Source organism: Ruegeria sp. AD2(2025) (genome assembly GCF_056542385.1).
Map to the genome: position 1 here is coordinate 163,899 of NZ_JBQFZS010000003.1, position 24,870 is coordinate 188,768.

The 24,870-nt window shown below is 63.1% G+C and carries 23 protein-coding genes; 16 read left to right on the plus strand and 7 right to left on the minus strand.

From position 1 onward, the window contains the following. Positions 1 to 2 precede the first annotated feature (2 nt). Positions 3 to 233, minus strand: a complete 231-nt coding sequence (locus tag ACR1XV_RS08235; RefSeq protein WP_480530136.1) for a DUF2798 domain-containing protein — start codon at positions 231 to 233, stop codon at positions 3 to 5. A gap of 72 nt (positions 234 to 305) precedes the next feature. Then, on the minus strand, positions 306 to 1,061 hold the full coding sequence (locus ACR1XV_RS08240) for a hydroxypyruvate isomerase family protein (RefSeq protein ID WP_480530138.1): 756 nt from the start codon (positions 1,059 to 1,061) through the stop codon (positions 306 to 308). 171 nt (positions 1,062 to 1,232) lie between these two features. Between ACR1XV_RS08240 and ACR1XV_RS08245 the strand changes: the two genes are divergently transcribed. Then, a complete protein-coding gene (locus ACR1XV_RS08245) occupies positions 1,233 to 2,234 on the plus strand; it encodes a DMT family transporter (RefSeq protein WP_480530140.1) in 1,002 nt (333 codons plus the stop codon). Here the strand turns inward: ACR1XV_RS08245 and ACR1XV_RS08250 are convergent. Then, positions 2,162 to 2,737: a DUF1285 domain-containing protein gene (locus ACR1XV_RS08250; protein ID WP_480530142.1), complete on the minus strand. Its 576-nt coding sequence runs from the start codon at positions 2,735 to 2,737 to the stop codon at positions 2,162 to 2,164. The genes ACR1XV_RS08245 and ACR1XV_RS08250 overlap by 73 nt on opposite strands. A gap of 64 nt (positions 2,738 to 2,801) precedes the next feature. Between ACR1XV_RS08250 and ACR1XV_RS08255 the strand changes: the two genes are divergently transcribed. The 5 genes from ACR1XV_RS08255 (at position 2,802) to ACR1XV_RS08275 (ending at position 11,759) form a co-directional block, all read left to right on the plus strand. After that, entirely contained in the window at positions 2,802 to 3,809 is a 1,008-nt protein-coding gene (locus tag ACR1XV_RS08255) for an AAA family ATPase (RefSeq protein WP_480530144.1), read from the plus strand. Further along, the gene (locus tag ACR1XV_RS08260) at positions 3,806 to 4,681 is read left to right on the plus strand and encodes a DUF58 domain-containing protein (protein WP_480530146.1); all 876 of its coding nucleotides are present in this window, start codon (positions 3,806 to 3,808) and stop codon (positions 4,679 to 4,681) included. Before ACR1XV_RS08255 ends, ACR1XV_RS08260 begins: the two co-directional genes overlap by 4 nt. Continuing rightward, complete coding sequence (locus ACR1XV_RS08265) at positions 4,678 to 7,440, plus strand: DUF4159 domain-containing protein (RefSeq protein WP_480530148.1); 2,763 nt, start codon at positions 4,678 to 4,680, stop codon at positions 7,438 to 7,440. Before ACR1XV_RS08260 ends, ACR1XV_RS08265 begins: the two co-directional genes overlap by 4 nt. Further along, complete coding sequence (locus tag ACR1XV_RS08270) at positions 7,437 to 9,479, plus strand: hypothetical protein (RefSeq protein ID WP_480530150.1); 2,043 nt, start codon at positions 7,437 to 7,439, stop codon at positions 9,477 to 9,479. Before ACR1XV_RS08265 ends, ACR1XV_RS08270 begins: the two co-directional genes overlap by 4 nt. A gap of 66 nt (positions 9,480 to 9,545) precedes the next feature. Then, positions 9,546 to 11,759 (plus strand): response regulator, encoded by a 2,214-nt coding sequence (locus ACR1XV_RS08275; protein ID WP_480530152.1) that lies wholly within the window; start codon positions 9,546 to 9,548, stop codon positions 11,757 to 11,759. A 119-nt stretch (positions 11,760 to 11,878) separates the two neighbouring features. Here the strand turns inward: ACR1XV_RS08275 and yaaA are convergent, their stop codons facing one another. The 3 genes from yaaA to ACR1XV_RS08290 all read right to left on the minus strand — a co-directional run bounded on the left by yaaA (position 11,879) and on the right by ACR1XV_RS08290 (position 15,088). Continuing rightward, positions 11,879 to 12,649, minus strand: coding sequence for a peroxide stress protein YaaA (yaaA, locus tag ACR1XV_RS08280; protein ID WP_480530154.1), 771 nt, complete (start codon positions 12,647 to 12,649; stop codon positions 11,879 to 11,881). A gap of 33 nt (positions 12,650 to 12,682) precedes the next feature. Then, positions 12,683 to 14,722, minus strand: a complete 2,040-nt coding sequence (recQ, locus tag ACR1XV_RS08285; RefSeq protein ID WP_480530156.1) for a DNA helicase RecQ — start codon at positions 14,720 to 14,722, stop codon at positions 12,683 to 12,685. 78 nt (positions 14,723 to 14,800) lie between these two features. Next, entirely contained in the window at positions 14,801 to 15,088 is a 288-nt protein-coding gene (locus ACR1XV_RS08290) for a YggT family protein (RefSeq protein ID WP_117871642.1), read from the minus strand. A 127-nt stretch (positions 15,089 to 15,215) separates the two neighbouring features. Here ACR1XV_RS08290 and ACR1XV_RS08295 point away from each other — a divergent pair, with 127 nt between their 5' ends. The 10 genes from ACR1XV_RS08295 (at position 15,216) to smpB (ending at position 23,358) form a co-directional block, all read left to right on the plus strand. Further along, positions 15,216 to 16,583, plus strand: coding sequence for an MFS transporter (locus ACR1XV_RS08295; RefSeq protein ID WP_480530159.1), 1,368 nt, complete (start codon positions 15,216 to 15,218; stop codon positions 16,581 to 16,583). Then, positions 16,580 to 17,443: a penicillin-insensitive murein endopeptidase gene (gene mepA / locus ACR1XV_RS08300; RefSeq protein WP_480530160.1), complete on the plus strand. Its 864-nt coding sequence runs from the start codon at positions 16,580 to 16,582 to the stop codon at positions 17,441 to 17,443. Before ACR1XV_RS08295 ends, mepA begins: the two co-directional genes overlap by 4 nt. Further along, complete coding sequence (locus ACR1XV_RS08305; protein ID WP_480530162.1) at positions 17,416 to 18,297, plus strand: esterase-like activity of phytase family protein; 882 nt, start codon at positions 17,416 to 17,418, stop codon at positions 18,295 to 18,297. Before mepA ends, ACR1XV_RS08305 begins: the two co-directional genes overlap by 28 nt. A 91-nt stretch (positions 18,298 to 18,388) precedes the next feature. Further along, a complete protein-coding gene (locus ACR1XV_RS08310) occupies positions 18,389 to 19,036 on the plus strand; it encodes a queuosine precursor transporter (protein WP_480530164.1) in 648 nt (215 codons plus the stop codon). 263 nt (positions 19,037 to 19,299) lie between these two features. After that, a complete protein-coding gene (gene arfB, locus ACR1XV_RS08315) occupies positions 19,300 to 19,719 on the plus strand; it encodes an alternative ribosome rescue aminoacyl-tRNA hydrolase ArfB (protein ID WP_480519166.1) in 420 nt (139 codons plus the stop codon). 55 nt (positions 19,720 to 19,774) lie between these two features. Further along, on the plus strand, positions 19,775 to 20,521 hold the full coding sequence (locus tag ACR1XV_RS08320) for an SDR family oxidoreductase (RefSeq protein ID WP_480530166.1): 747 nt from the start codon (positions 19,775 to 19,777) through the stop codon (positions 20,519 to 20,521). 81 nt (positions 20,522 to 20,602) lie between these two features. Then, on the plus strand, positions 20,603 to 21,616 hold the full coding sequence (locus tag ACR1XV_RS08325) for a P1 family peptidase (RefSeq protein ID WP_480530168.1): 1,014 nt from the start codon (positions 20,603 to 20,605) through the stop codon (positions 21,614 to 21,616). Between the two features lie 114 nt (positions 21,617 to 21,730). Then, positions 21,731 to 22,144: a c-type cytochrome gene (locus ACR1XV_RS08330; protein ID WP_480530170.1), complete on the plus strand. Its 414-nt coding sequence runs from the start codon at positions 21,731 to 21,733 to the stop codon at positions 22,142 to 22,144. A 150-nt stretch (positions 22,145 to 22,294) separates the two neighbouring features. Beyond that, entirely contained in the window at positions 22,295 to 22,837 is a 543-nt protein-coding gene (idi, locus tag ACR1XV_RS08335; RefSeq protein ID WP_480530172.1) for an isopentenyl-diphosphate Delta-isomerase, read from the plus strand. A gap of 44 nt (positions 22,838 to 22,881) precedes the next feature. Continuing rightward, complete coding sequence (gene smpB / locus ACR1XV_RS08340) at positions 22,882 to 23,358, plus strand: SsrA-binding protein SmpB (protein WP_480530174.1); 477 nt, start codon at positions 22,882 to 22,884, stop codon at positions 23,356 to 23,358. Positions 23,359 to 23,371: 13 nt separating this feature from the next. On the opposite strand, the gene glpK is transcribed toward smpB, so the two are convergent. Then, positions 23,372 to 24,850, minus strand: a complete 1,479-nt coding sequence (glpK, locus tag ACR1XV_RS08345) for a glycerol kinase GlpK (RefSeq protein WP_480530176.1) — start codon at positions 24,848 to 24,850, stop codon at positions 23,372 to 23,374. Positions 24,851 to 24,870: the final 20 nt, after the last annotated feature.

Sequence of the window (24,870 nt, forward strand, 5' to 3'; positions counted from 1 at the left end):
GGTCAGGCCTTAGGCCTGACAAGGCGGGCGACCAGACGTTTCACCGCAGGGCCCAGCGTCAGGATTACGGTGAAGGCGATGGGCCAGCAGAACGCCCAGGACGCCATCCAGTCGCCAAAGGTCGAGGGGCCGAACCCGATGGCCTTGACCGTGGCGATGCCGGTGACGATGCAGGACATGAGCCCGGACATGATGAAACCGAACAGGGCGGTCGCAAAGCGCGCGGGAATCATGGGCATCTCCTTCGGTCGGTGCTCTTTACATATGCGGCATGAGATATGTGATGGCCAGCGTGACGTCGGGCCTCAGTGTCGCATCCAGCCCAGTGAGGCCTCGGTGCGCGGGGTCGATGGCGTGTATTCGGCGCTGACCCAGCCGGAATAGCCGCTGGCGTCGATGGCGGCGAAGAGGGCCGGGAAATCGGTCGGGCCGGTGCCGGGCTCCGCGCGGTCAGGGGCAGCCCCGATCTGGACGTGGACGGCGCGGTCGTGAAAGCGGTTCCAGACCGCCAGCGCATCGCCGTGGATCATCTGGGCATGGAAGCTGTCATATTGCAGACCCAGATTGGGGCGGTTCACCCGGTCCAGCACCTGCGCGGCCAGATCGTAATCGTTCAGGAAATAGCCGGGCTGCGAGACGGGGTTGAGCGGCTCGATCGTGAACTGCTGATGCGGTGCGGCATCAGCGGTCCATTGCAGGTTTTGCACGAAACACTCCAGCGCCTCGGGGCCTGAGGCGTAGCCCGACATGATGTGGATCAGGCCGGGCCGCAACACCTCGGCATAGCGCAGGACGCGTTTGATATCGGACCTGAACCGGTCCTCGCCGCCTGGAACGGCGGCATAACCCGGCTCGCCTCCGGTATAGTTGGGGGGCGGCGCGTTGATCAGCACCAGATCCAGCCCGTTGGCCAGCAGGGCGCGGCGGGTTTCCTTGGCGGCCAGATCATAGGGGAACAGGATTTCGACCGCCTCGAATCCCGCTTGGGCGGCGGCGGCGAACCGGTCGAGATGGGGCAACTCGGTAAAGAGCAGCGAGAGATTGGCGGCAAATCTGGGCATGAGTGGTCCCGGTTGGTGCAGCAAGTCTAGCTGCTGGGGGTTGGCGACGAAAGGGACTGAAAACGACAGATTGTCGAAAATCGGCCAGATCGGGCGGGTCGAATCAGTCAGGCTCTGGCTATCGCGGCAGGTTATTTCGCCGGTGTCGCGCCCACGAGAAGGTTGAACATTATGGCGATGAGCCCTGAACCCGCGCGCGGGCACGCCCTTGCTGCGCCTGCCGGACGGTCCTCGGCGCTGTCGGGCAATGGTCTGGCGGTGGGATCGATGCTGACATGGGCCGCTGGTTTTCCGGCGGCCGAGGTGTTGTTGCAAAGCTGGCCGCCGATTGCGCTGTTTGCCGCGCGGCTGGCGCTGGCGGTGGCGGTGATGGTGCCGCTGTGGCTGTGGCTGGACGGACCCGCGCGGGTGCTGCGGGCGCGGTGGGGCCATGCGCTGTTTGTGGGCGGCGTGCTGGGGACGGGCATGTTCCTGATCATTCTGGCGCAGAAATTCACCGATCCGGTGACGGTGGCCATCATCGCATCCTGCGCGCCGCTGATTGCAACATTGCTGGAACTGATGGCGGGCACCCGGCGGCTGCGGTGGCGGTTTGCACTGGGCGTGGGGGTTTCGATCCTTGGCGGGTTGATTGCCACCAGCGCGGTGGCCCCGGCGCAACTGGGGCTGGGTGCGCTTTGCGCCGTGGTGTCGACGGCGTTGTTCTGTTGGGCCAGCATGGCGACGGCGCGGGATTTCCCCGAGCTCAGCCCGATGGGCCGCAGCACGATCACCCTGGCCGGAGGGCTGGTGACCGCAGTCGTCCTGGTCTCGGGCGCGGCGCTGGCGGGGCTGGACATCCGGCCCACGCGCCCGGTGGATGCGCCGCAGCTGGGGATGTTGATGATCTATGCGCTGGTGTCGTTCGGCCTCAGCCAGTTTCTGTTCATCGCTTCGGTCGGACGGTTGGGCGTGGCGCTGGCGTCGTTTCACATCAACGTCGCGCCTTTTTACGTGATGGTCATCATGGTGGTGCTGGGGGATGACTGGAACTGGACCCGCGCGCTGGGCGCCGGGATCGTGGCGCTGGCAGTGCTGCTGGCGCAGGACCGCCGGGTGGTTCAGCCCAGTGCCTCTGATCGGATCAGCCCGAAAAACTGCCCACCCGACCAGACGCCGAACCAACCCTCGTGATGGGTGCCGATATCGACAAGGCGATAAAAGCTCTTGCGGTCGATCCGCGCCTCGAGGTTCGCGCGCACCAGTATATAGGGTGAAGGTTCTTCTGTTTCCGGATCGGTGACAATGCGGATCGGATGATCGGGGCCTGCGATGGCGGTATCGCCCACATGAGTCGTGAAACTCAGCACCTGCGCCGCGCCTTCGCCTGCGATATCGAAATCGACGGCCACGAACGGGGCGTCGTCGACGGTGATTCCCACCTTCTCGACCGGGGTCACAAGGTAATAGCGGCCCTCTTCTTTCTTAAGAATTGAGGAAAATAGCTTTACCAGCTCGACCCGCCGGATTGGCGACCCCATATAGAACCATGTGCCATCTTTGGCGATCCGCATGTCCAGATCGCCGCAAAACGGAGGAGTCCACAGGTGAACGGGCGGCAAGCCCCGCGTTTTGGCCGCCCGGACCGAGGCTGCCAGATCGTCGGCAGAAGGTTTCACAGGTTTTTGTCCGCTCATTGCTTTTGCCATTTCCTCTCAGCGCGATACACTTCAACCATAATAGTCCACGGAAGGGAAAGTCATGACCGAACCCGCCGACCTCGTCGCCGAGATCGAAGCGCTGGAAGACAAGCTGCAAGAGGCCAAATCCTCGATCACCCGCCGGTTCATTGGGCAGGAAAGGGTGGTGGACCTGACCCTGACCGCGCTTTTGTGCGGCGGTCACGCGTTGTTGATCGGTCTGCCCGGTCTGGGCAAGACGCGACTGGTCGAGACTCTGTCGACTGTCATGGGCCTGCATGGCAACCGCATCCAGTTCACGCCGGACCTGATGCCTGCCGATATTCTGGGCTCGGAGGTTCTGGACACCGCCGAGGATGGCAGCCGTCATTTCCGTTTCATTCCCGGCCCGATCTTCTGCGAATTGCTGATGGCGGACGAAATCAACCGGGCCAGCCCTAGGACCCAATCGGCGCTGCTGCAGGCGATGCAGGAACGCACCGTGACCGTGGCAGGTGAAGACCGCACGCTGGGCATTCCATTCCACGTGCTGGCGACGCAGAACCCGATCGAGCAAGAGGGCACCTATCCGCTGCCCGAGGCGCAGCTGGACCGTTTTTTGGTGCAGGTCGATGTGAACTATCCCAACCGCGACACCGAGCGCGATATTCTGTTGGCAACCACGGGCGTCGAGGAAGACGAGGCGCATCAGATCTTCACCAAAGAAGAGCTGCTGGCCGCGCAGGTGCTGCTGCGCCGGATGCCGGTGGGCGAGTCGGTGGTGGAACTGATCCTCGATCTGGTCCGCGCTTTCCGGCCCGAAGAGGCGGGCGTGTCCGAGCGGGTGAAGGAAACCGTCGCCTGGGGTCCCGGCCCGCGTGCGGCGCAGGCCCTGATGATGACCGTTCGCGCCAGCGCAATGCTGCAGGGGCGCCTGGCCCCCAATGCCGAGGATGTGCTGGCGATGGCCCGCCCCGTACTCAGCCACCGGATGGCGCTGAACTTTGCGGCACGGGCACGCGGTGACAGTCTGGCGGATCTGATCGACTCGACCGCCATGGGCCTGATCCGCACCGAGGCTGCGGCGTGAACGCCGCCCAGACCCTACGCGAACGTTCCGAGGCCGAGGCGTCCCGGCTGCCGCCCCTGTTGGCGCGCGCCGAGCATCTGGCCGGAACTGTGCTGCTGGGTGACCACGGACGGCGGCGCTCGGGTCTGGGGGATGATTTCTGGCAATACCGCCCGGCGCAGATCGGTGACAGTCGCCGCCTGATCGATCACAGGCGTTCGGCCCGTGGCGATCAGCAGTTTGTGCGCGAACGCGAATGGCAGATTGCCCAGTCGATCATGCTGTGGGTCGATCAGGGTGCATCGATGCGGTTTGCCTCGGATAAGAGCCTGCCGACCAAGGCGGATCGCGCGCGTCTGCTCGGGCTGGCAACAGCGATCCTGCTGGTGCGGGGCGGGGAACGTGTGGGGCTAACTGGCACCACTCTGCCGCCCCGACGCGGCAATGCGCAGATCATCCGTTTGGCGCAGGCGTGGTCCGAGGACTCACAGACGGATTACGCCCCGCCCGAACACCGCGCGATGATCCCGCATGCCCGCGCCGTGTTCATCTCCGATTTTCTCGGCCCGCTGGACGAGGTCGAACTGGCCCTGACCAAAGCCGCCGACCGAGGCGTTCGCGGGGTGCTGCTGCAGGTTCTGGATCCCAGCGAGGAATCCTTTCCCTATGCCGGGCGCACGATCTTCGAAAGCGTCGGCGGCACCGCCCGCCATGAGACCTTGAAAGCCGCCGACCTGCGTGATCGCTACCTGGATCGTCTCGCCGCGCGCAAGGATGCGCTGACGCAGCTGTGTCGCGCGACCGGCTGGCAGATGGGCCTGCACCATACGGGCGACAGCGCGCAATCGGCTCTGTTGTGGCTCTATCGCGCCTTGGACGGGGGGGCGCAATGACGGTTCTGGCGGGCATCGGCTTTACCGCACCATGGGTGCTGCTGGGTCTGCTGACCCTGCCGATCCTGTGGCTGATCCTGCGCGCGGTTCCGCCCGCGCCTATCCGCCGTCTGTTCCCTGCCGTGACCCTGCTGCTGGGTCTGAAGGATGATGAAAGCGTCTCGGACCGGACTCCATGGTGGCTGCTGTTGCTGCGGATGCTGGCGGCAGCGGCGATCATAATCGGGCTGGCGGGTCCAGTGCTGAACCCTTCGCGCGATGAAACCGGATCAGGTCCGCTCTTGTTGGTGCTGGATGCCAGCTGGGCGGGGGCGACGCGCTGGTCCTCGACGCTGGATCAGATCGACGCGCAACTGACCGAGGCGGGTCGGGCCGGTCGCCCCGTCTCGATCCTGCGCCTGACCGAGCCCGAAGCCCCGGTATTTCAAGCTGCCGAGGCATGGCGCGGGCGTTTGCCGGGCCTGACGCCGATGCCGTGGCAGCCCACCGCGATGCAGATCGACCAGACCCTCACAGCGCTTGCGCAGGTTGAGGGCGGCTTTGACACCCATTGGTTTAGCGACCGGCTGGACTATGACGCGCATGATCGTCTGACCGCCGCGCTGAAAGAACGCGGGGATGTGATCGTCTACCAATCCTCCGGTCCCGTCACCGCGATCCTGCCGGCCAGCTATCAGGATGGCGCGATCCAGCTTCGTTTTCTGCGCGCCAATCCCGGCCCCGCAGAAACCGTCACCGTTCTGGCGCAGGGGCGTGATCCGGCGGGCGCGATGCGGGTGCTGCAATCCACGCCGCTGGAGTTCGAAAACGGCTCTACACAGGCGCAAATTGATCTTGCGCTGCCCTCGGAACTGCGCGCGCGGATCACCCGGTTCGAGCTGCAGGGGCAGCGTTCCGCAGGGGCCGTGACCTTGACCGATGACAGCCTGCGCCGGCGCGAAGTGGCCCTGATTGCAGGCAGCCTGAACCGCGAGGGGCTGGAGCTGCTGTCGCCGCTGCATTACCTGACACAGGTGCTGATCCCGACCGCTGACTTTGTCGAAGGCGGTCTGGCCGAGGTCTTACCCGCCAACCCCGATGTCATTGCGCTGGCCGATGTGGCCAAACTGTCTGACTCGGAGCAGGCGGGGGTGATCGAATGGGTCGAACAGGGCGGGTTGCTGCTGCGCTTCGCCGGTCCGCGCATGGCGGCCAGCGATCTGGGTCGCGATGAGGAAGACACGCTGCTGCCGGTTCGTCTGCGCAGCGGTGGCCGCTCGGTCGGTGGCGCCATGAGTTGGGGCGAGGCCAAGGGGTTGGCGCCGTTCCCCGAAAACTCACCCTTCTATGGGTTGGAGATCCCTACAGATGTGGCCGTGACCACGCAGGTGATGGCGCAACCAGACCCTAATCTGGCCGATCGGGTGATTGCGTCGCTCTCCGATGGTACGCCGCTGGTAACCCGCAAACCGCTGGGTCTGGGGCAGGTGGTGCTGTTCCATGTGACCGCAGACGCGGAATGGTCCAGCCTGCCGTTGTCCGGGTTGTTTGTCGAAATGTTGGACCGGCTGGCTGTGGCCTCGGCGGCCAAATCGCGGCAAGAGGCGCAGATGCAGGGCACCGTGTGGGAACCTGTTCAGATACTGGACGGCTTCGGCACCCTGACCGACGCGGGAACGCTGGCCGGGGTCGATGGGGTTGATCTGGTCTCGGGCCAGATTGGGCCAGACTTGCGTCCGGGGCTGTATGAAAGCGGCAAGCAGAAGCTGGCGCGGAATGTGCTGGCCGAGGATGCGGTTCTGACGCCTGCGGTCTGGCCCGCCGATGTTCCGATCCGGGGGCAGGAGATCACCACAGAAACTCCGCTGGCGGGCCTGTTGCTGAGCCTTGCGCTGGTGCTGCTGACGATCGATGTCATCGCGTCGCTGGCGCTGTCCGGGCGGTTGGGCTTGGCGCGCGCAACAGCCGTAGCGCTGGGCGCGCTGCTGATCGCCCCGGATGCTCAAGCACAGACGCCTGACGATACCGATTTCGCGCTGAGTGCAACGCAGGAACTGGTGCTGGCGCATGTTTTGACCGGAGATTCTCAGGTCGATGATATCGCGTTGGCCGGGCTGCGTGGGTTGGTGCAAACGCTGCATTTCCGCACCTCGGTCGAGCCCGCCGATCCCATCGGCGTCGATCTGGAACGCGATGAGCTTGCTTTCTTCCCGCTGCTCTACTGGCCCATAACGCCTGATCAGCCGCAGCCCTCGGTTGAAGCTTATGCCAAGCTCAACGCTTATCTGCGCTCGGGCGGGATGATTCTGTTTGACACGCGCGACGCCGATATCGCCGGTTTCGGCGCGTCCAGCCCTAACGGGCGCAAGTTGCAGCAACTGGCCGGGCCGCTGAATATCCCTTCGTTAGAGCCTGTTCCGCGTGATCACGTGCTGACCCGCGCCTTTTATCTGCTGCAGGATTTCCCCGGTCGCTATTCCGGTACCGAGGTCTGGGTCGAGGCCGCGCCGCCCGATGCCGAGCAGATCGAGGGGATGCCGTTCCGCAACCTCAATGACAACGTGACCCCGGTGGTCATCGGCGGCAATGACTGGGCCGGGGCTTGGGCTGTGGATCGCAATGGTCAATCTTTGTTGCCCGTGGGGCGTGGCTATGCGGGCGAGCGGCAGCGCGAACTGGCCAATCGTTTTGGCGTCAATCTGGTGATGCATGTGCTGACGGGGAACTACAAATCCGATCAGGTCCACGTGCCCGCCCTTCTGGACAGGCTCGGACAATGACCGGAACCGTCATCTTTGATCCGCTGATTCCATGGCCCGTGCTGATCGCCGTGGCCGCAATTGCGCTTGCGGGCGTCGTGCTGGCGCTGTGGCGCGGCCTGTCGGGCTGGGCCCTGCGCGGGTTGGCGGCTCTGGTGGTCCTTGGGGCGCTCAGCGGTCCTGTTTATCAGGTCGAAGATCGCGCCCCGCTGACAGACATCGTGCTAATGATCGAGGATGAAAGCGCCAGTCAGACGCTCTCGGACCGGGCCGAGCAGACAGTGCAGACGGCTGATGCGCTGGCGGCTGAAATCGAATCCCGCGACAACACCGAACTGCGCCGGATCAAGGTCGGCGATGGGGACGGGGATGAAGGCACGCAGGTCATGGCGGCGCTGAACGCCGCGCTGGCCGAGGAACCCCGTGCCCGTATCGCGGGCATCCTTGTGGTCTCGGACGGGATCGTGCACGACGCCGAGCAGGCCCCTGATCTGCCCGCCCCGATGCATCTGCTGCAAACCGGGCGATCCGCCGATTGGGACCGCCGCCTGATCGTCCGCAACGCCCCCGCCTTCGCCATCATTGGCGAGCCTGTAACCCTGACCCTGCGCGTCGAAGATACCGGGGCCGCTCCCGCAGGCACCACAACCGCGCCGCTTGAGATCTCGGTCGACGGCGCTGCGCCCGAACAATTCACCATTCCCATCGGTCTGGACGTGGAATTGCCGATCACATTACCCCATGGCGGGCGCAACGTCATTCAGTTCACCGTACCTGAGGCAGAGGGCGAACTGACCGACCGCAACAACACCGCCCTGATCCAGATGAACGGCGTCCGGGACCGTCTGCGCGTGTTGCTCGTCTCGGGTGAACCGCATCCCGGCGGGCGCACCTGGCGCAACCTGCTGAAATCCGACAGCTCGGTCGATCTGGTCCATTTCACCATCCTGCGCCCGCCCGAGAAACAGGACGGCGTACCGGTCGACGAGCTTTCATTGATCGCCTTTCCCACGCGTGAGCTGTTTCTGGAAAAGATCAATGATTTCGACCTGATCATCTTTGACCGCTACAAGCGGCGCGGCATCCTGCCTGCGATCTATTTGGACAATGTCACCAACTACATCGAAGGCGGTGGCGCGGTGCTGATCAATGCCGGGCCGGACTTCGCAACCGCCGACAGTATCTTCCGGTCCCCGCTGGGTCCGATGATCCCCGCGCAACCCACCGCTCGCGTGATCGAGGAACGCTATGTGCCGATGGTCACCGATCTGGGCCAGCGTCATCCGGTCACTACCGATCTGGGCGATGCCGAACAGTGGGGTGCGTGGCTGCGGCAGGTCGATGTGCGGCAGCGCTCTGGCGAGATGCTGATGACCGGCGTCGAGGATCGCCCCCTGCTGGTGCTGGACCGCGTAGGCGAGGGACGCGTGGCGCTGATTGCCTCGGATCACGCCTGGCTCTGGAGCCGCGGCTTTGAAGGAGGCGGCCCGCAGCTGGAACTGCTGCGCCGGTTGGCCCACTGGATGATGAAAGAGCCCGAACTTGAGGAAGAAGCGCTGTGGGCCGAGGCCAACGGCCAGTCGATGCGAATCATCCGCCAGACCCTCTCGGATGAGGTTGGACCGGTCACTATAACCCGCCCCAATGGCGACACGCTTGAGATCACGTTGGACGAGGTGTCCCCCGGTCGGTTCGAAGCGCAGTATTTCGGCCCCGAAATCGGCCTCTATCGCCTGCAGGAGGGTGAGCATTCGGCCGTCATCGGCCTAGGTCCGGCAGCCCCGAAAGAATTCGAACGCACCATCGCCACGGACGAGATTCTGAGCCCGACGCTGGCCGCCCTGCGTGGCGGCACCATCCGCGTCGAAGACGGTCTGCCTGCGATCCGCAATGTCCGTGCCGGACGTCCCGCAGCCGGGCGCGGCTGGATCGGACTGACCCCGCGCAACGCCTATGAGACCCGCGATGTCACGCAGGCCGGATTGCTGCCACCCTGGCTGGTGCTGCTGCTGGCCGGAGGGTTCCTGCTGGGTGGTTGGCTGCGCGAGGGGCGGCACTAGCCGCGTTTAAGCACTTTTTCATGCTCTGCCGCGATGCTGTGCCCAAAGCAACGCGGGAAACCCACCATGAGTCTTGCGCAAAAACTGGCACAGGAGCGGCGCGCGCGTCTGGCGGCCGAACGGCTGCTGCATCTCAAGCAGGCCGAATTGTCCGCCGCCAATCGCAAACTGGGCCGCCACGCCATCGCCCTGACCCGTCAGATCGGCGAAACTCAGGCCGAGGTGGCGACGGTCCGCGACGAAAACGAAAAGGTCAAATCCGACCTGACCGTCGCCAACGCCAAGGTCGAGGTTGCCGAACGCCGCCTGTGGCATTCCATCCAGACCATCCCCGACGGGTTCGCCTTTTTCGACGGCAGCAGCACGCTGATCGGTGCCAATGCCGCGTATCTGAGCGTGTTTGACGGTATGGAAGAGGTGGCGCCCGGCATCGCCTATGGCCGCATCCTCGAGATTCTCACCCATGAAGGGATCGTCGATATCGGCGCTGAGGCGATGGCCGACTGGCAGGCCCGTATGCTGCACCGATGGGCGCAACCCCACCCTGAACCTGAAGTGATCCAGCTGTGGAACGGCCAGTATATCCGCCTGATCGACCAGCGCGGCCATGGCGGCGATGTCCTGAGCCTTGCGCTGAACATCACCGCCTCGGTCCGGCACGAGGCTGAACTGAACGCCGCCCGCGAACGGGCCGAGGCCGCCAACCGTGCCAAATCCGCCTTCCTCGCCAACATGAGCCACGAGATTCGCACGCCCATGAATGGCATCGTCGGCATGACCGAATTGTTGACCGAAACCCCGATGAACGAGGAACAACGGCTCTACGTCAACACGATCCGCAATTCGGGCGAGGCGCTGCTGGTCATCATCAACGACGTGCTGGACTATTCCAAGATCGAGGCCGACAAGCTGACCCTGCACCCCGAGCAATTCGATCTGGAACGCTGCATCCTCGAGGTGGCGATGCTGCTGCAACCCAGCGTACGCGACAAGGGGCTGACCCTGCTGGTGGATTACGACCTGTTCCTGCCCACGCTGTTTGTCGGCGATCCGGGGCGTATCCGACAGATTCTGACCAATCTGGTGGGCAACGCGGTCAAATTTACCGCACAAGGCCACGTGTTGATCCGCGTCACCGGTGTACCGGACGCAACCACGCAAATCTGCGATATCCATGTGGCCATCGAAGACACCGGCATCGGCATCGAAGCCGACAAGGTTGCCCATATCTTTGGGGAGTTCAATCAGGTCGAGGACGCCCAGAACCGCCAGTTCGAAGGCACTGGTCTGGGGCTGGCCATCACGAGACGTCTGATCACCATCATGGGCGGGAGTGTCTGGGTCGAAAGCGAGGCCGGGAAAGGCTCGTGCTTCGGGTTTCGCATCACTCTGCCCACGGCCGAAGGCCCGCAACCCGCCCCGCCCGATCTGGACGGGCAGTTGCGCCATGTTCTGGTGGTTGAGGATCTGGCGGTGAATCGTGCCATCCTGACCAAGCAACTGGGGCGTCTCGGCGCGCGCGTCTCGGTCTGCGCCACGGGGGCCGAGGCCTTGCCGCTGGTGGATCAGACCGTCGACCTCATCCTCTGCGATCACGACCTGCCGGACATGGACGGGCTGGAACTGGCCACCGCCCTGCGCGACAAGGGCTGGGGCGATGTGCCGATCGTGGTGATGTCCGCCAATCCCGGTGTCATCCACGCCGATCCGGCCCAACATCTGATCGAAGGTGTGCTGCAAAAACCCATCCCAAGGGCCGAGCTTTACTCGCGCCTGACCGCCCTGGGGGCCCCGGGTTTCAAACCCACGCGCGAAACCCCTCCGGAACCCGGCATAGAGCAACCGCAACAGGCCCAGCAGGATCTAAGGCTGATGCGCGTTCTCGCCGCCGAGGATAACCGGACCAACCAACTGATCCTGAAGAAGATGACAAAGGACCTGAACATAGACCTCAGATTCGTCTCTAACGGGCTCGAAGCGGTCGAACTCAGCGCCGAATTCGACCCCGATCTGATCTTCATGGACATCTCAATGCCCAAGATGGACGGGAAAGAGGCAACTACCGAAATCCGCCGCCGCGAAATCGGAACCGACCGCCACGTTCCCATCGTGGCGCTGACGGCACATGCCATGGCTGGAGACGACCAGAGCATCCTGGCCGCGGGCCTTGATCACTACCTGACCAAACCGCTGCACAAAACCCTGATCCATCAGATGATCCAAGACCACCACCCGGATGGCACCCACCCGATCACCGAATCCACGGAAACCACCAGCTAACCCAAAGCCCGAAGGACTATTTGGTGTCCCCTGCTTCATCTGGCCAAAAATATCCCGGGGAGCGCGAGGGGCTGGCCCCTCGTTCCTGCCTCCGCCAAACTGAAAAAGGTCGACTGCTTCTAAGTGCTGTAAGGACGCACAAATACGGGCTTGTCATCCTCGGACAGGTCTGGCCGATAGGCGTACCCCCCCGTGTCGAACTCCAGCAAACCCGCAGGATCGGTCAACCGGCGCTGGATCACATGCCGCGCCATCGCACCGCGCGCTTTCTTGGCGAAGAAGCTGACAATTTTAGGGGTACCGCCTTTGTCCTCCATAAACACAGGCGTGATCACCCGCAACTTTAGCGCTTTGAGGTCAACCGCGCCGAAATACTCCTGGCTGGCGCAGTTGATCAGTATATCCGAACCGACCTCTTCGGCCTGCGCATTCAGCGCCTTGCTCAGCTGATCACGCCAGTATTCATACAGGTTCTTGCCGCGGCGGGTTTTCAACCGGCTGCCCATCTCAAGCCGATAGGGCTGGATCGCATCCAGCGGCCGCAACACCCCATAAAGCCCTGACAGAATGCGCAGATGATCCTGCGCCCAAGTCATTTCGTCAGCATCCAGCGAGGCCGCTTCGAGCCCCTGATAGGTGTCGCCCGCAAACGCCAGAGCGGCTGGGCGGGTCGCCTCTGCGTCGGGCGCTTCGACAAAAGCGCGATACCGGTCGCGGTTCAGGCGCGCCAGATCGTCGCTCAGGTCCATCAGCTTCTTCAGCTCGCCCAATGTGAGATTGCGGGCGGTTTTCGACAGCCGGATCGCGTCATCCTGAAAGCCGGGTTGGGTGAGTTCAACATCGCGCTCGGCCCAGTCCAGCCGCTTGGCCGGGGAAATCACTACCAGCATATCCGCCCTCGTTCCTTGCCTGATAGGCGGTATCTAGCCCGCTTGTCGCAGCACGTCCAGAAAGGCGGCGCCAAACCTTTCGTGACGACGATCGCCTAGAACCTGCTCCAACCCGCGCGGATCATCTGCGCGCAGCTGCGCCACCTTGGCAAGTTGCGAAGCTGAGCAGGTGAGCGGCTTGTCGATCCCATCCGGTCCACGCGCCAGATCGTTCTGCACCGCCAGCAACTGATCATAGATCTCGCCCTGGTCCCGACCGGCCAGTTTGCGACGGGCTGGGTGCAGGGCCTCAGCTTCTCCGGCGATCACCTCAAGGAACGTATCGCCATGGCGTTCCAGTTTTTTGGCTCCCACACCGCCGATCCGAGCCATGTCATCCAATGTCATCGGGCGTTTTTCGGCCATTTCAATCAGGGTACGGTCGGGGAAGATGACGTAGGCCGGGACCCGCTGCGTTTCCGCTAAGGCACGGCGTTTAGCCTTGAGCGCCGAAAGCAGCGGTGCGTCTTCCTCGGCGACCATCGCCTTGACTGCCGGGCGGCGGGTGGCCTTGCGGATCGTATCTTTGCGCAAGTCGATCTGCGCCTCACCCTTTAGGATCGGCTTGGCGGCCTCGGTCATGCGCAGCGCGCCGTGGCGGTCGGGGTCGGGGCGGACAAGATCGTGACCCATCATCTGCCGGAAAATCGCCTGCCATTGCGGGCGCGACCAGTCCTTGCCGATGCCATAGGTGGGCAGGGCGTCATGACGCCGTGCGCGGATTTTGTCGGTTTCGTTCGCCAACAGGATGTCGATCAGGTGCCCCGCGCCGAACCATTCCTCGGTGCGCAGGATCGCGGACAGGGCCATGCGAACCGGGGTGGTGCCGTCGAACACCTCGGGCGGCGTATCGCACAGATCGCATTTGCCGCAAGGCGCGGCCTGTTCACCGAAATATCCCAGCAGCGTTTGCCGACGACACACCAACGCCTCGGCCAGCCCCAACAGCGCGTTCAGGCGCGCATGATCGGCCATGCGCCGTTCGGGCGGGGCAAGGCCTTCGTCGATCTGCGACCGGCGCAGGCGGATATCATCGGGGCCGAACAGCGTCAGCGTTTCGGCAGGGCCGCCATCGCGACCCGCGCGCCCGATTTCCTGATAATACGCTTCGATAGATTTCGGCAGGTCCGCATGGGCGACCCAGCGGATATCGGGTTTGTCGATGCCCATGCCAAAGGCCACGGTGGCGACCACGATCAACCCGTCCTCGCGCGCAAAGCGGGTCTCAACAATGCGCCGGTCTTCGGGGTCCATGCCGCCGTGATAGTGGCAGGCGGAATGCCCTTCGGCGCGCAGGGCTTGTGCCAGCACCTCGGTCTTGTTGCGGGTGCCGCAATAGACGATGCCGGATTGCCCTTTGCGGGCGGCGGCGAAATCGAGGATCTGTTTGCGCGGCCCGTCCTTTGCACCAAAGGCCAGATGGATATTGGGCCGGTCGAACCCGCGCAGGAACTTGCGCGGCGCGGTGCCGTCGAACAGCTTTTCAACGATTTCATCCTGCGTTTCCGCATCTGCCGTCGCCGTAAACGCCGCCAGAGGCACGTTCAGCGCGCGCCGCAGCTCTCCGATCCGCAGGTAATCGGGGCGGAAATCATGGCCCCATTGGCTGACGCAATGCGCCTCATCGACGGCGATCAGGCTGACATTGATCCGCCGCAGCATCCCCAGCGCCGATCCGACGGCCAGCCGTTCCGGGGCCATGTAAAGCAGTTTCAGCCGTCCCGCCTCCAGCGCCTCCCACACCGCGTCGGTTTCTTCGGGGGTGTTGCCCGAGGTCAGCGCGCCAGCCTCAACCCCGGCTTCCTGCAATCCGCGCACCTGATCGCGCATCAGGGCGATCAGAGGTGAAATGACCACTGTCACCCCGTCGCGCAGCAGCGCGGGCAATTGAAAACAAAGGGATTTACCGCCACCCGTAGGCATGATCGCCAGCACGTTTTCACCCACCGTCACGGCATCGACAATCTCCTCCTGCCCGGGGCGGAAGGCGTCGAATCCAAAGACGTCTCGCAACAAGGGTGCGGAGTCGAACATGCGTCGGAAGGCCCTGTATTAAGGTTTATCTGCTCTTAAGACAGGACCATCACATACTAAGATTCGGTGAACAAGAGGTCAGTAGAAATAGACCGCATTGTTGATCAGGATGATCCGCAGCGCATAGACCCCGATCAGCACCACCAGAGGCGTCAGATCCAGCCCGCCCATATTGGGCAGGATGCGGCGGATCGGGCCATAAATAGGCTCTAATATCCGGTTCAGCCCGTACCAGATTTGCGCCACCAGTTGCTGGTGCAGGTTCAGCACCTGAAAGTTGATCAGCCAGCTCATGATCACATGGGCCAGAATGATGAACCAGACAATGTCCAGGATCAGCAGAAGGATTTGGATCAGCGACAGCATGGGCACTCCGTATCTTTTGTTGGCTGAGACCTAAGCGCCGGGGCGGCAAAGAGCAAGCCCGCGCACTCAGCGCTTGCGTATCAGGTTAAAGCCCCGTCTTATGAACCCAACAAGAACAGGGGCAGAAATGGCAGAGATTTCCCGGCGCAAGCGCATTTGGGGCTGGTGGTTTTTCGACTGGGCCAGTCAGCCGTTCCATACATTGCTGGTGACATTTGTCTTTGGCCCCTATTTCGCCGGGGTCGCCGCGCAATACTATGCGACGACCGGTTTAGACACTGAAACCGCTGCCGCGCAGGCGCAGACGGTCTGGGCGAACTGCCTGACCATCACCGGGCTGATCATCGCCTTTGGCGCGCCGTTTCTGGGGGCGATGGCGGATGTCTCGGGGCGGCGCATTCCGTGGATTTTTGGCTTCTCTGTCATGTACGCGGTGGGCTCAGCCGCGCTGTGGTACACGCTGCCCGATGGTTCGAATATGTGGCTGATGCTGTCGGCCTTCGGGCTGGGCTTTGTGGGCGCGGAATATGCGCTGATCTTCATCAACTCACAACTGCCCGATCTGGGAGATGACAGCGAAGTGGGTGAGATTTCAGGCTCGGGTTTTGCCTTTGGCTACTTCGGCGGGCTGATTTCACTGGCGATCATGTTGACGCTGTTTGTTGAACAGCCCAATGGCAAGACGCTGATCGGGATCGCGCCGATCTTTGGGCTGGATGCGACCGCGCAAGAAGGCACGCGCTTTGTCGGGCCGTTCACGGCGGGCTGGTTCATCCTGTTCATGGTGCCTTATTTCCTTTGGGTGCGCGATGATCCCGACACGCAGAAACAGGGCAGCGTGGCAGAGGCGCTGCGCCTGCTGGGCAAATCCGTGGCCGCGCTGCGCCATCGGGTCAGTCTGGCCAGCTATCTTGGCTCGTCTATGTTCTACCGCGACGCGTTGAACGGACTTTACAGTTTCGGCGGCGTCTATGCGCGGCTGGTGCTGGAATGGGATCTGATCAAGATCGGCGTGTTCGGGATTGTCAGCGTTCTGGCCTCGGCCGTCTTTGCATGGGTCGGAGGCAAGCTGGACCGGAAATTCGGCCCTAAACCAGTCATTCTGGTGTCGATCTGGGTGCTGATCTTCGTGTGCCTCACGGTGGTGTCGATGGACCGCACGCAGGTCTTTGGCCTGTCGTTGCCGGCGGGGTCGGGTCTGCCGGATTTGGTGTTCTTCGGCTGCGGCGTTCTGATCGGCGGGATGGGCGGTATCCTGCAATCCTGCAGCCGCTCGATGATGGTGCGCCATACGGACCCTGCGACCCCGGTGGAAAGCTTTGGTCTGTACGGCCTGTCGGGCCGGGCCACCGCTTTTGCCGCGCCGATGCTGATCGGTATCGCGACCGTTGCCACCGGCAGCGCAAGACTGGGGGTGTCACCGATCATCGGGTTGTTTATTCTGGGCCTATTCCTGATGCGCTGGGTGAAACCGGAAGGGGATCAGAGCAGATGATTTTATTACGTTTTCTGGCCGTTCTGGCCGCATTGACGCTGGCTGGTACGGCCACGGCACAGCCCTTGGCCAAGCAATTGTTTGGGGCGCAAAAGGCAGGGTCGCAGCAAAAATCAGCTGCGTTCGGCAGTTATTCGCGCGGTTGCGCCGCCGGGTCGGTGCAACTGCCCGAGACGGGTCTCACATGGCAGGCCATGCGCCTGTCGCGCAACCGCAACTGGGGGCATCCGCAGGCGATCGATTATGTGCAGGACCTTAGCCGCTTTGCCGCGAAACAGCCGGGGTGGAATGGTCTCTATATCGGGGATATCAGCCAGCCGCGGGGCGGGCCGATGACCTCAGGGCACCGCTCGCATCAACTGGGGCTGGATATCGATATCTGGATGCTGCCGGGCGACAATATGCGTCTTTCCCGTAAGGCGCGCGAGAATATCTCGTCCATTTCCCTGCGTCGCGCCAACGGAGCTTACGTGAACGGCAACTGGACAAAGCAACACCATGCGGTGTTGCGAGAGGCGGCCAAGGACAAGCGCGTGGCGCGGATTTTCGTGTTCCCGGGTGCCAAGGTGCAGATGTGCAATGATGAGACCGGTAACCGTGCTTACCTGCGCAAGATCAGGCCGTGGTGGGGGCATCACTATCATTTTCATGTGCGACTGAATTGCCCGAAAGGGTCGCGCGGCTGCGTCAATCAGGACCCGCCACCCAAGGGCGATGGCTGCGCCGAGGCGCAGCAATGGGTGCAGAATATACTCAACCCGCCGCCGCCAGACCCGAACGCGCCTCCACCGAAGAAACGGCGGGAATACCGTTTGGCTGACCTGCCCCAGCAATGCGCCTCGGTTTTGCAATCCAACTGATTGCGGCGCTGCTGCTGGCCGGTTCTGCGGGCGCGGTCGATGGCAGACCCGCGACACATCTGAGCAGTTTCACCTGGCACCACCCCGCTGACTGGTTTGGCGGCTTTTCAGCCCTCCATATCTCGGAGAATGGCCGGCAGATGATCGTGCTGAGCGACCGCGCAGTGCTTGTTCAGGCCCGCATTGATCGCGATGATCACGTCTCGGGCGTGCAGGTGCAGGGGCATTGGCCTGTCTTATCCAGCGAAGGTCGTCGGCTACCGGGCTACGTGGGCGATTCCGAAGGGATCGCGGTGACCCCGGATGGCAGCTATTACATTTCGTTCGAGGGCGTCCATCGGGTTGCACGTTACGCCACCCCCGGGGGCCCGGCGCGCGTTCTGCCACGGCCCAGCGAATTCCGTCAGCTTGAGGGTAACGGATCCCTAGAAGCACTGGCCATTGATGCCGCAGGGCGCGTCTATACGCTGCCCGAGGAAAACCGGACCAGACAGGGCGCAATTCCGGTCTATCGCTGGGACGGCACCCGCTGGTCGACCCCTTTCGTGCTGCCGTCACGCGGCAGTTTCCGGCCTGTTTCGGCTGATTTCGGCCCCGACGGACGATTTTATCTGCTGGAGCGCACCGTTTCGGTGACCGGTTTCCGATCCCGCCTGCGCCGCTGGCAGATCACCGACGATACCCCCCACGCCCAAGAGGTCCTATTCGAGACCACAACCGGCACCCATGACAACCTCGAAGGCCTGTCGGTCTGGCGCGACGATCAGGGCCGCATGCGGGCCACCATGATCTCGGACGACAACTTCCTGACCCTGCAGCGCACCGAACTGGTGGAGTATCTGCTGCCCGATTGACAGGGCGCGGCCAAAGGTCTAAACGCACGGCCTGCCTTGGGATGATCCCTTGGCCAAGTCGCCGCTACCTTGTCAAAACGGGCATCAAAACATGCAACGCAGCTTTATTCCCGGCATTCTTGCCATGGCCGCCATCGTCGTGGCCTCGAACATCCTGGTCCAGTTCCTGATCTTTGACGGGCTTCTGACCTGGGGTGCCTTCACCTATCCGCTGGCCTTTCTGGTCACCGACATCATGAACCGCGTCTATGGCGTGGCCACCGCCCGCAAAGTGGTGTTCGCAGGCTTCATCACCGGCATCATCTGCTCGCTGATCGGCAGCCAGATCATGCTGCAGGGCGACGGCTTCACCTATGCCGCCGTGCCGCTGCGCATCGCCGTGGCATCGGGGACAGCCTTCCTGATCGCGCAACTGACCGACGTCACCGTGTTCAATTCCCTGCGCGGGGGCCGCTGGTGGCGCGCGCCGCTGGTCTCGACCCTTGTCGGCTCGGCGCTGGATACCGCGATCTTCTTTACGCTGGCCTTCTCGGCCTCGGTCACCTTCTTCGGTGCCAATGCCGACGCCGCGATCAACTGGGCGTGGGAGCCGGTGCCGTTTATGCTGTCCGGCCCGATGGCTCCGCTGTGGGTAACGCTGGCCTTTGCTGACTGGCTGGTGAAACTGTCGCTGGCGCTGATCGCCCTGATCCCCTTCAAGGTGATCGTTGCCCGCCTGACCGCCGCACAGCCCGCATAAAAAAGTTCTTTGAGAATGGCGCATCTTGTGTCACCATCCTTTTCAACCGCAACAGATAGAAAAGGAGGTGATCCAGTGTCGAGAAAGAGATTGGAGAGAGGTGTCGGAACAACCGGGGGGATCGCCTGCTAGGGCAGCCCTTGGTGGGGCGTTCGCCCCGGCTGGTCGATTGATCTAACCGACCCGACCTCCTGAACTTTCGAAGGGCCGTCCCGCCGGGGCGGCCCTTTTTGTTTCCCGCCGCGCCGGTTAAGGTCCGCCTCATGTTGCGCATCACCGATGATATCGCCCTGCAAGACTGGGAAATGACCGAAAGCTTTGTGCGGTCGTCCGGCCCCGGCGGGCAGAACGTCAACAAGGTCTCCACGGCGGTTGAGTTGCGGTTCGAGGCCGCGCGCTCACCGTCGCTGCCCGATCCAGTCAAGAACCGGCTGAAACGTCTGGCCGGTCGCCGTTGGACCAAAGATGGCGCGATCATCATCCAATGTGAGGAAACCCGCAGCCAGGCCCGCAACCGCGAAATCGCCCGCGCCCGTCTGGCCGAGCTGATTACACGCGCATTGGTCAAACCCAAACGCAGGATCGCGACCAAGCCGACCTATGGCTCGGTCAAACGGCGGCTTGCGGCCAAAAAGGCGCGCGGGGACGTCAAGGCGCTGCGGGGCAAAGTCTCGGAAGAATAATCTGGTAACTTTGCGCGGCCTTGCTAGTCTGGCCCGGGCAGCGGAGGGCAAGGCCATGAGGTTAGAGGGCAAAACCGCAATCGTCACCGGCGGCGCGTCCGGCTTTGGCGCAGGCATCGTGCAGAAATTCCTGACCGAAGGGGCCCGCGTGATGATCGCCGACATCAACGGCGACGCCGCGCAAGACATGGCCGCTCAACTGGGCCCGAACGCCATCGCGCAGCAGGTGGATGTGGGCAACAGGGCCTCGGTTCAGGCGATGGCCGACGCGGCCCATGCCGCCTATGGTCCGCTCGACATTCTGGTCAACAACGCAGGCGTCACCCATCTGCCGACCCCGCTGGAAGACGTCAGCGAAGACGACTTCGATCGCGTTTTCACCGTGAACATGAAATCCGTCTACCTGACCGCCCGCGTCTTTGTCCCCCACATGAAAGCGCGCGGTACCGGCGCGATCCTGAACGTGGCCTCCACCGCGGGCCTGTCCCCGCGCCCGAACCTGAACTGGTACAACGCCTCCAAAGGCTGGATGATCACCGCGACAAAAACCATGGCCGTCGAACTCGCCCCGGCAGGCGTCCGCGTCAACGCCATCTGCCCGGTGGCGGGCGAAACCCCGCTGCTCAAATCCTTCATGGGCCAGGACACCCCCGAAATCCGAGCCAAATTCCTGTCGACCATCCCGCTGGGCCGTTTCTCCACCCCCGAAGACATGGCCAACGCCGCCCTGTTCCTCTGCTCGGACGAGGCCAGCATGATTACCGGCACAGCCCTGGAGGTGGACGGTGGCCGCTGTATCTGATCCATCCTTCATCTGGCCAAAAATATCCCCGCCGGAGGCAGCGCGCGCAAGCGCGCTCCCCCGCCAACGTCAAAGACCGACATGACCCCCGGACCGCGCAACCTGATCACCGATATCCCCGGCCTGAAGGTTGGCAACGCGCAGGATGATGGGCTGAAATCCGGCACCACCGTCCTGACCGCAGACCAACCCTTTACCGCCTCGGTGCACGTGATGGGCGGTGCGCCCGGAACGCGCGAAACCGACCTGCTGGCCCCCGATAAATCGGTCGACCGGGTGGATGCGATTGCCCTCTCGGGCGGCTCGGCCTTTGGGCTCGACGCCTGTTCCGGCGTCTCGGATGCGCTGCGAGCTGCCGGGCGCGGGTTTCAGGTGGGCCCGGCCGTCGTTCCCATCGTGCCGGGTGCGATCCTGTTCGACCTTCTCAATGGCGGCGACAAGTCTTGGGCCGAAAACCCCTATCGCGCGCTGGGCAAGGCGGCCTATCTGGCGGCTGCGCAGCAGTTTGAACTGGGCACCGCCGGGGCGGGAACCGGAGCCTTGGCGGCGATGCACAAGGGCGGTTTGGGCTCGGCCTCACTGGTGCTGGACGATGGCATCACTGTGGGCGCTCTGGTCGCGGCCAACCCTCTGGGCAGCGTGACCACCCCGGGCGACCGCCATTTCTGGGCGGCTCCGTTCGAGATTGATGCCGAGTTCGGCGGTCTTGGCCCCGACCCAGCGTCGGGCCTTGGCGACGTGCAGCCCAGCCGCAAGGCGCAGGCCATGCATCCGGTCGCGCCCGACCGGACCAACACTACCATCGCCATAGTCGCAACCGACGCCGCCCTGTCGAAACCGCAATGTCAGCGTCTGGCTATGGCGGCCCATGACGGCATCGCCCGGGCCATCGTTCCCGCCCACACGCCAGGGGACGGAGATCTCGTCTTCGGGGTCAGCGCAGGCGTGCGCACCGCCGATCCCGGCGCTATGGCCATGATCGGTCATGCCGCGTCGATCTGTCTTGCTCGGGCGATCGCCCGCGCTATCTTTCTGGCCACCCCGGCACCCGGCGACCTGTTGCCCTGCTGGTCGCAGGTCCATGACATAAGTTAAGGACGACCGGGACAGGTCTGTGACACAGTGCCCTCGCGCGGCAATCTGCGCGTTGACTCTCTGCTGCGCCAACGGTCCATTCGGTGCAGCCAATTCGTATCGGAGCAAAAAGCTATGAATCGTATCCTCGCCACCGCAATTGCCGGCCTGCTGGCCCTTCCTGCCTATGCCGAAGGTGACGCCGAAGCGGGCAAGAAAGCCTTCAACAAATGCAAGTCCTGCCACATGATTGCCGATCCCGCCGGTGAGGTCATCGTCAAGGGTGGCAAGACCGGTCCGAACCTTTATGGTATCGCTGGCCGTACCGCCGGAACCGTCGAAGGGTTTAAATACGGCGACAGCATCGTGGCAGCCGGTGAAAACGGTCTGGTCTGGGACGAAACCACATTCGTCGAATATGCGCAGGACCCCAAGGCCTTCCTGAAAACCTATCTGGATGACACCGCCGCCAAATCCAAGATGACCTTCAAGCTGAAGAATGGTGGCGAAGACGTCTATGCCTACATCGTAAGCGTCTCGGGCGAATAACACCCGCAGGCAAACCCTGTTGTCAGGTGCAAAAGGCCGCAGTCCCTGCGGCCTTTCGTGCGATTGATCCGAACCTGCATCAGCGCCACTTTGGGATCACGGCAGCAAGGTGCGGACCCCGGACGGTCCTGCGACAACAGGAGACGACAAATGGGCATCATGATCCCCGCCTGGGTCGAGGGCGAACTGGCCCCGGTCGACAAGCTGGAGGCGCATGAAAAAGGTCTGAAACACAAGGCGGTTTCGGTCTTTCTTGTGCGCGGTACCGAGATCTTGCTGCAGCGCAGGGCGCTGGGCAAATATCACACGCCGGGCCTGTGGGCGAATACCTGCTGCACCCATCCCGAGTGGAAGGAAAGCGCGTCGGCCTGCGCGGTGCGGCGTCTGCGCGAAGAACTGGGAATTACCGGTCTTTATCCCGAATACCGCCACCGGCTGGAATATCACGCCGATGTCGGCAACGGGCTGGTCGAGAATGAGGTGGTCGACGTCTTCCTTGCCCATGTGCGCGGGTCATTGAAAATCGAGCCTAATCCGGACGAAGTGATGGAGATTCGCTGGATCGACTACCACGATCTGCTGGCCGAGGTGCAGCGCCATCCCGCGCGCTTTACCCCGTGGCTGAAGATTTACCTGCACAATCACGCCGATACGATCTTTGGCCCGGACCTGATTATTTCGGCCAAGTCCTGACCCCGTCTTGCAAGGGGCGCTGAAGCGGCCTAAATCAACGCCCCATGGCCAAGCAGAAGACAGACCCGAATTACAAGGTGATCGCCGAAAACCGGCGCGCGCGCTTCGATTACGCGATCGAGGACGATATCGAATGCGGCATCGTGCTGGAAGGGTCCGAGGTCAAGTCTCTGCGAGCGGGCGGGTCGAACATTGCCGAAAGCTATGCCTCGGTCGATGACGGAGAGCTGTGGCTGATCAACAGCTATATCGCGCCCTATGAACAGGCGAAGGTGTTCAAACATGACGAACGCCGCCGCCGTAAGCTGCTGGTGTCGCGCAAGGAATTGTCGACCCTTTGGAACGCGACCCAGCGCAAGGGTATGACGCTGGTGCCGCTGGTTTTGTATTTCAACCACAAGGGCCGGGCCAAGCTGAAGATCGGCATCGCCAAGGGCAAGAAGCTGCATGATAAGCGCGAGACGCAGGCCAAGCGCGACTGGTCACGTCAAAAGCAGCGCCTGATGAAAGATCACAGCTGATCCTTCTCCTGACTCAGAACGCCATCGCCGCCTGAACCGCCCGCTGCCAGCGGGCATAGGCGGCATCGCGCTCGGTCTGGGTCATCTCGGGCTCGAACCGGCGGTCCAGATCCCATGTCGCGGCGAATCCGGCCTGATCGGGGTAGATGCCGGCTTTCATCCCGGCCAGCCATGCGGCCCCCAAAGCCGTGGTTTCTTGCATCACCGGGCGATCGACCGCCGCGCCCAGATAATCGGCCAGGCCCTGCATCGCCCAATCCGACGCGCTGGCCCCGCCATCCACGCGCAGGGTGACATCGGTTTCCGCGCCCCAGTCGCCCTGCATGGCGTGCCACAGGTCGCGGGTCTGGAAGGCGATGCTTTCCAGCGTTGCCTTGGCAAATTCCGCCCGGCCCGAGTTGCGCGTCAGACCAAACACCGCCCCCCGGCAATCGGGTTGCCAATAAGGCGCGCCGAGGCCGGTGAAGGCGGGCACCAGCACGACATGCTGGTTCGGATCGGCTTGTTGCGCCAACTCTCCGCTTTCGGGGGCTGATGCGATGATCTGCAGCGCGTCCCGCAGCCACTGCACCGCAGCCCCGGCGATGAAGATCGAGCCTTCAAGCGCATAGCTGCGCTGCCCGTCCAGCTGATAGGCAATCGTGGTCAGCAGACGGTTTTGCGAGGTCACAGGCTGCGCCCCGGTGTTCAGCAGGGCAAAACAGCCGGTCCCATAGGTCGACTTCATCATCCCCGGCTTGAAACAAGCCTGCCCGATGGTGGCCGCCTGCTGATCACCCGCAACACCCAGAATGGGGATATTTCCCCCGAACAGGGTCGTATTTCCAAAGTCTGACGCGCAATCCTGCACCTTGGGCAGCAGGGCCATGGGCACGTCCATCAGGTCGCAGATCTCGGTGCTCCATGCGCCCTTGTGGATGTCGAACAGCAGGGTGCGGGCGGCGTTGGTGGCGTCGGTGGCGTGGACACGACCCTCGGTCAGACGCCAGATCAGGAACGTGTCGATGGTGCCAAACAGCAGCTCTCCGGCGGCGGCGCGGTCGCGGGCCCCGGGGATGGTATCCAGCAGCCATTTCACCTTGGTGCCCGAGAAATACGGGTCCAGCAGCAGGCCGGTCTGGGCGGTCACGTCATCCTCGCAGCCCGCCTGTTTGTAGCGGGCGCAAATCTCGGCGGTGCGGCGGTCCTGCCAGACGATGGCGTTGTGAATGGGCTGGCCGGTGATGCGGTCCCAGATGACGGTGGTTTCACGCTGATTGGTGATGCCGATCCCGGCGATCTGATCAGCAGACTCACCGGTTGTCTCGATCACCTCGCGGCAGACATGCAGAACGCTGTTCCAGATATCCTCGGGGTCGTGTTCAACCCAGCCTTCCTGCGGGAAATGCTGCGGAAACTCTTGCTGCGCTGTGCCGACGCGCTGCATCTGCGCGTCAAACAGAATGGCACGCGACGAGGTCGTGCCCTGATCAATGGCCAGAATATAGGTCATGCCCGCGCTGCTCCTGCATT